Origin of the sequence: Bartonella sp. AU16XJBT (genome assembly GCF_028618665.1) — a bacterium.
GTDB lineage: Bacteria > Pseudomonadota > Alphaproteobacteria > Rhizobiales > Rhizobiaceae > Bartonella.
This window is the reverse complement of sequence record NZ_JAQITF010000016.1, coordinates 21747-29708: the sequence shown is the minus strand read 5'-3', so window position 1 is coordinate 29708 and position 7962 is coordinate 21747. Positions and strand designations below refer to the sequence as shown.

The 7962-nt window shown below is 38.3% G+C and carries 5 protein-coding genes; 3 read left to right on the top strand and 2 right to left on the bottom strand.

Going from position 1 to position 7962, the window contains the following annotated elements:
* Window positions 1–391: 391 nt before the first annotated feature.
* The 3 genes from PVV66_RS08035 (at window position 392) to PVV66_RS08025 (ending at window position 3629) form a co-directional block, all read left to right on the top strand.
* Window positions 392–784, top strand: coding sequence for a Fur family transcriptional regulator (locus PVV66_RS08035; RefSeq protein WP_273719259.1), 393 nt, complete (start codon window positions 392–394; stop codon window positions 782–784).
* 154 nt (window positions 785–938) lie between these two features.
* Complete coding sequence (locus tag PVV66_RS08030) at window positions 939–2033, top strand: HlyD family secretion protein (RefSeq protein WP_273719258.1); 1095 nt, start codon at window positions 939–941, stop codon at window positions 2031–2033.
* Window positions 2034–2057: 24 nt separating this feature from the next.
* Window positions 2058–3629 carry a DHA2 family efflux MFS transporter permease subunit gene (locus tag PVV66_RS08025; protein ID WP_273719257.1) on the top strand — a complete coding sequence of 524 codons (1572 nt, stop codon included), beginning with the start codon at window positions 2058–2060 and terminating at the stop codon, window positions 3627–3629.
* Between the two features lie 1522 nt (window positions 3630–5151).
* On the opposite strand, the gene PVV66_RS08020 is transcribed toward PVV66_RS08025, so the two are convergent.
* Both PVV66_RS08020 and PVV66_RS08015 read right to left on the bottom strand, forming a co-directional pair.
* The gene (locus tag PVV66_RS08020) at window positions 5152–5736 is read right to left on the bottom strand and encodes a GNAT family N-acetyltransferase (protein WP_273719256.1); all 585 of its coding nucleotides are present in this window, start codon (window positions 5734–5736) and stop codon (window positions 5152–5154) included.
* Window positions 5737–5813: 77 nt separating this feature from the next.
* Entirely contained in the window at window positions 5814–6947 is a 1134-nt protein-coding gene (locus PVV66_RS08015; RefSeq protein ID WP_273719255.1) for a type III PLP-dependent enzyme, read from the bottom strand.
* Between the last annotated feature and the right edge of the window lie 1015 nt (window positions 6948–7962).

Below are 7962 nucleotides of genomic sequence, written 5' to 3'. Positions count from 1 at the left end.
TTTCAACAAAAGAGTCAATATCATTTTTGACTTTTTTTCAAAAATAAAATAGCAATACAACAGGTTGTATTCTAATCTATTACACTAAAAATAAACAAATTTTAAACTTGAAAGCTCAAAACATTATCAAAGAAACAGCACGCTTCTAAAAAAACATAAACAGACCAGGCCTATCAATAATAAAGACGAATTGCATGAAAGTTTCTTGCAAAATAACGGCTGCTCTTAGACCATAAGTCCCCCCTCCTCTCACAACGGTTATAACTGTCCTTAAATATCACGACGCATATCATGTAAAAGACTAAAAGACAGACTACATATTCTATCATCACCATTGCATAAACATCTTACACGCTTTATGCTTTTCCATGAGAGCAAAAGGAAGATGTCAATGTCATCTAAACTAACGCGTAACCAAACATTGGTTTTGAACACTTTAAAGAATGCAAAAGGGCCTTTAAGTGCTTATGCGATTCTTGACCAATTACGCGAAGAAGGTTTTCGTGCGCCTCTCCAGGTTTATCGTGCGTTAGAAAAGCTCGTACAATTAAAGTGTATTCATCGTCTTGAAAGTGTAAACGCCTTTATGGTCTGTTTACATCCTGAAAAGTGTCAACACGAACTTACAACTTTCATCATTTGCGAAAACTGTGGCACAGTCAATGAAATACAAAATCAAATGATTGTATCGAGTTTAAAACAAATGGTTCAAGCTGTTGACTTCCAAGCACACAAAAGCACTCTAGAAGTACGAGGTCTTTGCAAAAAATGCGCAACAAAGTAAGACCTCTAACTTGCAAGTTTATATGTTTAGCATTATGTGTCAAAGATTGACTTATTGTTTGAAAAGCTCTTATCGCCCTTGCATGTATATCACCCTACCCTGTCGTGATAGGCTTATTATACGCGTTGGAACATAAATATTGGAAGTATAAATCATGTCCGTATCTGAGACAATTTTTTCAACAAAAAACCTCGATAAAACGAAACAAAAAAAAATAATCAAGGCTCTTTTTATCGTCTTTGCACTTTTTGTACTTTGGTTTGGCTATAAGTGGATAACACATTGGCGTTATATGCTAGCCACTGAAGATGCCTATGTGCAAGGAGATATCGCAGCTATTGCGCCCAAATTAAACGGATATATTGAAAAAATTGCGATTAAAGCCAACCAAGTCGTAAAAAAGGACGATGTTTTATTTTACTTAGACAATGGTGATTATCAAATAGCCTTGGATCAAACAAAAGCGCGTCTTAATACACAGAAAAAAACACTTTTACGCATTGATGCACAAATTACAGCTGCTCACAGTAGCTTAGATGATGCAAAAGCGCAAAAAGCAGCCGCTTCCGCCATAGCAACCAATGCACAACTCACCTTAAAACGCATTACAGAATTGAAAGCGAACCGTTATGCTCCTCAATCTGGTGTTGATGATGCCAAATCAGCTTATGAACAAGCTATCGCAAATGTTAATAGAGCGGATGCACAAATCGCCGCAGCACACGCCAATATCCAAGTGCTCGAAGCACAACGAAATGAAACAGAAAGCCAAACAAAGAGTTTAGAACTTTCGCGTGAAAAAGCACAACGTGATCTTGATTCAACCATTATACGCGCACCATTTGATGGAATTATAGGAAATTTAACAGCAAAAACGGGAGATTTTGTTGTCAATGGCCAACGTCTTGCAGCGTTAGTCCCCATCCATGCGCTTTATATTGAAGCAAACTATAAAGAAACACAGTTGCAAAATATTCATGCGGGACAAAAGGCTTATATTTCTGTTGATGCCTTCGAAAAGGATGTCTTTACAGGAACAGTGCTTTCTATTTCGCCCGCAACAGGTGCTGTTTTTTCTCTTCTTCCTCCACAAAACGCGACTGGTAACTTTACAAAGATTGTCCAACGCATTCCGGTACGTATTTCTATTCCAGAGGAAATCTTAAAGACCGGACATATCCGGGCAGGAATGAGTGTTTCAGTAGAAGTTGATACACGGACAAAACCACAAGATAAAAACCTCTTATAATAACAAGTAAATGACCTCATTATTATGACATCTTCAATGCCAAAGCCCATACAGTCTCAAGAGCGCATAGAAATCCGTAACATTGTGATTTTCATCGTTATGGCCTTTGGTATGTTCATGGCGATTTTGGATATACAAATCGTTGCCTCCTCTTTAGCTGAAGTTCAAGCTGGTCTTGCTGCAAGCTCTGAAGAGATTTCATGGGTTCAAACCTCCTATCTCATTGCTGAAGTCATCATGTTACCCCTTTCTGGGTTCTTAGGAAGATTGCTTTCAACACGCGTTTTCTTCACCATATCAGCGATCGGGTTTACGATTACTTCTGTTCTTTGTGCAACAGCAACATCTATTGGAGAGATGATTATCTATCGTGCATTGCAAGGTTTTATTGGTGGAGGAATTATTCCAAGCGTTTTTGTCGCCTCTTATGTTCTTTTTCCTCCTTCCAAACGCCCAATTGTTACCCCTATTGTTGGACTAGTCGCAACGTTAGCCCCCACTATTGGTCCAACGGTCGGCGGTTATCTCTGCCATCTCTTATCATGGCATTGGCTTTTTCTCATCAATGTGCCTTTTGGGATTATTATTTCAATTCTCGCGTGGAAATTGATTGATTTTGATAAAGCAAATCCATCTCTCATGGCTAAATTTGACTGGTTGGGACTCATTTCTATGGCTGTTTTTCTAGGAACTTTAGAGTATGTCCTAGAAGAAGGCGCACGTCATGATTGGCTAAATGATCGGCTGATTCGGGACTTATTCATTATCATGATCTTGTCTGCCGCCCTCTTCTTCTGGCGCGCATTTACCGCAAAAGAGCCTATTGTTGATCTTACGACCTTTTCTAATTTTAATTTTTCTGCTGCATCAATTTTTTCCTTTTCTTTGGGAATAGGCCTTTATGGGCTCACATATCTTTATCCTGTCTATTTGGGCCAAATTCGTCATTATGATGCGCTGATGATTGGAGAAACATTGTTTCTTTCAGGATTTGTCATGTTATTAACGGCACCTCTTGCCGGATATCTTTCCGCACGAATGGATGCACGTTTGATGATGGCGATAGGACTTTTAGGCTTTGCAATAGGAACTTGGATGGCGAGTTCTATCACAGACAACTGGGATTTTTGGCAACTCTTTTGGCCACAAGTTTTCCGTGGTGCTTCTGTAATGTTATGTATGGTTCCTGTTAATAACATTGCCTTAGGAACACTGCCGCCAGAACGCATGCAAAATGCTTCTGGACTTTTTAATCTCACACGGAATCTGGGTGGAGCTGTAGGGCTTGCCATTATCAGCACTCTCATGACAAAACGCACAGACTTCCATTACGAACGAATCGCCGAAACGCTGAACTACGCAAACAGACAAGCAACTGAAATGCTTTCAAAGTTTACTTTATTTTTCAAGACAGAAACCTTTGATTCGTATACGCTTGCTCTTTCTCAATTGTCTGGTATGGCACGCATACAAGCAATGATTATGGCTTTTAGTGATATTTTCTTTATTATAACCATTATCTTTGGTCTTTTGACATTTATGACCATTTTTCTCAAAAAGATACCGCCCCTCACTGATTCTCCACCAAATCACTAAACTTAATTAAAATTGAAGAATGCTTTTTATCTTTATCACTTTCTTCGATTTCTTTTCACTTTATCTCTTCTCAATAGACAATATGAATCAACACGTGATTCTAAATGATTCTTCTGATAAAAATTTTTTTTCAATGCATGCTATTTGAGCATTAAAAAATAACTTCTCACATGAAAAATTGTTTTAGAGGAGAATGATATAATCAACTAAGATCTTATCTAAAGTGCTCTACACCATAGAAATAAAGCAGCTCTTTTTATAAGATCTTTGATTTCTCACCATAGGGCAGAACAATCATTAAAAGAATATTTGCCCATGTCATGTGAAATCTCTCATCTTTCTGGCAATCTATTTTATGCTACTGTTCTTATAAAACGATCCTGTAAGATTCTGTGCACTTCACTCTTTTTAAATTTACGAGAAGGGATCACTATTCTCTTTTCCTACCCTCCATGGTCCCCTCTTCTTTAAAGTATTTCATAAAAGATTGATGATCTTTTTGATTTTTATTTAAGTCCCCATTTTCTTTACAATATGATGTATAGAATGACGATTTTTTGATTCTGCATGCGAAACTTGAAATGAGAATCCGGTATTCGACACTCTCATACCCATTGAGAAACATTATCTTTATAGTAAAAGAAGTAAGAATATGTTTTTTTAGAAGCTTTCAAACATGTAATTTTATTTTTTTATGCTCTTCTAAATAATCTCATCCCTACAATTTTGATTCTACCGTGGCATATCTTTCTGCCCGATCACTCAACTCGTGCTAAAATCGCATAAAATTTCTCAAAATATTGCTCTTTTTGAATAAAATTGATCAATGAATGACCACCTTCTATACCCTTAAAGCATGGGCGCTGTTAACGACAGCAGTCTCATCTTTAATATAAACGTCTACACACTTGTTTAACCTCTCAAAGACACGCATTCTTTTGTGTTGAATCTCCCCAAACACTTATAGAAATGCTTCCAATATCTTTTTACCGATAGGCAAGTAATCATTTCTGATATGAAAAATTTAAAGAAGCTCTCGTTGTCATAATACGTTGATTTACAAATATAATTTATCATTTTACATATTATAATGAGCAATCCGAATATCGCAATTTCCTCTTTGAAAACTATTTATGATGAATCACTCAAAACCATTCCCTTGGCCCCTCACAAGCAGGGAAATAAAAACTGTTTTAAAAAGAGTAAAACCGCCTCAATACAAGATTGACCAATGCTATGGAGAGCTGAAATTTTATGATGATACCAGAGCGAAAGCATCCCAAATCACTCAAGAATTCGGTTTCTTTCAATATGATGAAATAGGACACTATTTCAAAAAATGAGCTTTAAATATATTCCTACGACCTAACTGCAACGATCAAAAATAAGAAACCAGCTCCATAAAAAAGCCATATAACATAACTGCAAAACAACGCCCCAAAACTTTGTACAAATACTTTGGCACCAGCGAATGCACTTCTCTCAATTCTCGCACTGTTGAAAAACGAAATAAATACAATCTTCAAGCCACTTTATGATGCTGAAAACGTTTAGAAACTTCTCGTTCTCCACGAGCAACCAAAGTGCCATAACATCCAGAAAGATAGTGTGGTATCAGTTCCAAGGCTTGAAAACGATGTTTTTCATAAGGACCAGGCATTGCCAAATTTTCTGTTAAGCGATTTGAAAAACCAAAACGTTGATAAAATTCAAAATCTCCTACCAATAAAATAGCGCCATATCCTAATTTTTTGGCTGTTTCAATTGCATGACGGACTAAAATTGATCCTATTCCCATACCAGCACATTCAGCTGCAACAGCCAAAGGTCCCAAAAGCAAAGCATGTTGTGTTTCATTTTTTTCTTTAAAAAAAGAAACATGCCAAAGACGGACACTCCCCACAAGCTCACCAAGCGCATTTTTCACCACAAAAGAAAGCTCTTGAGCCGCTAACCGACCACGACGTAAAGCCTCTGATGATTTACGTTTACGTCCATGCCCCATCGTTGCATCAAGCAAAATTTCTCGATAAGGCTTGTCTGCTTCTTGCTCCAATGAAAGTGTAAAACATGCCCCATTTTTTGTTTGAAAATTAATCATGTTCATCTTAATGATCCACCCTCTTATAGCGCAATGATGAGCATAGCAAAAAATCTAAAAAAACTTACAGTTAAAAGCAAATCTCAGATCACATACGATCGTAAAGGTTCAAAACCATTAAAGGCGACAGATGCGTAAGTTGTTGTGTAAGCTCCCGTTCCATGGATCAATATCTTATCTCCAATCGTTAGAGATAAAGGAAGCGGATAAGGTGTTTTTTCATAGAGAACATCTGCCGAATCGCATGTTGGTCCAGCCAAAATACAAGGCTCCATAACCTTATCATCATGCGGGGTCTCAATAGGATAACGAATGGCTTCATCCATAGTTTCAGCAAGACCATTAAATTTCCCAATATCAAGATAAACCCATCGGACATTATCATTGTCAGCTTTTTTAGAGATCAGAACAACTTCTGTGCGAATAACACCAGCATTGCCAACCATTGCACGCCCTGGCTCAATAATCGTCTCAGGGATACGGTTACCAAAATGCTTTTTTAATGAATCAAAAACTGCCGTACCATAAACTTGTTCTGTAGGAACATCTTTCAAATAACGCGTTGGAAAACCACCCCCCATATTCACCAACTTCAATGAAATACCTTCTTGTTCCAAATTTTTAAAAACGGTAGCAGCATCCGATAAAGCACGATCCCACGCACTCAGATCAACCTGCTGAGAGCCAACATGAAAAGAAACACCATAGGCTTGCAAACCTAATTGGTGCGCGCGCTTTAGCACATCAACCGCCATAGCAGGAACACAACCAAATTTGCGTGACAATGGCCACTCTGCACCTTTTCCATCGGTAAGAACTCGGCAAAAAACACGCACTCCTGGAGCCGCCCGCGCAATTTTTTCCACTTCTTCAATACAATCAACCGCATAAAGTGAAACGCCCAATGCATAGGCTTGCGCGATATCACGCTCTTTTTTAATCGTATTCCCAAAAGAAATACGCTCTGGGGTTGCCCCTGCTTTTAAAGCCATTTCAATTTCTGCAACAGAAGCCGCATCAAAAGAAGATCCTAAAGAACTTAGCAAGCACAAGATTTCAGGGGCTGGATTCGCCTTTATTGCGTAAAAAATACGAGACTGTGGCAGAGCTTTCTCAAAATTTAAATAGTTGTCACGAACCACATCAAGGTCAACAATTAAGCATGGACCTTCAGAACGATGTGTTGCAAGAAAATCGCGAATACGTTGCGTTGCCATCTGCAATTCTCCTTGAGGGAAAGTTCCCCCACTCTATGCTTGGACAGCCAAAACTGCCAAAAGCCAAAGGACAAAAAACACACAACAACCATCCCCATTCTGATCACCAAAAACCAGAAATTAGCATTGCATGCAGCGAAAGAACAGCGCGAAGGCCGCGTCATTCTATTTTATCTGCCTTTTTGATTGGAGTTGAGAAAACCACTTCCGCACTGAAGGCAATGAGGTGTGCCTCTATAGTTATCCCAGCATTTGGACAGCTGGAAGACACCAGAAAGGCCCGCACCGTCGTTGCTTCAAGATGTCCTCATTCTTACAATTGGCTGTAAGAGTGACTGGAGCGGTTAGTTCCAGGTACCGTACCGGTTAATCTCACCATTTGAGAACCAGCGGACACCCACAGGCACGTGCGACTTTGGGCAAGGCATCCTATAAAACGAATCCTTTCTCATTTCAATCATTTTTTTAATTTTAAACATTTTTTAATTTTTAAAGAGAATATGATGCGAAAAAACAACACTCTCCTCCACCATACAAAGCCACCCATCCGCTTTCATGGGATACCCCCCTACACATCCGTACAACGGAAATCACAATCTTGCTTTAAAAGTACCTCTTTTTTCAGCTCTCCTATTCAGTTTTCCAACATCATCTATAGAAAACAACGCAAAATATAGTACTCTGCACATTAATTTATAATTTTGGCCTTAAACAGGAATCCCATCGTAAAATGCTTTTATTTCCCCCTTTCTTATAATGAATCAATCAAAATCATGTCTCTTGCATTTCACAAGTATAAAACAGTATAACGGTTGAAAAAAGAGTAGAATACCTCTTATAAATCCTTTCAAAAGCAAGGAATACTAACATTAGAATCTAAGGATATCCCGACTGAAGCTGCATCATCTTTAAAGATAATGATATCCTTGCCCCCAACAAAATACTATTATCTTGCTCATTGATATCCTAAAAATCCGTGTTTCCAACGTCCATTTCACCGCATCCTTAAGCAAGA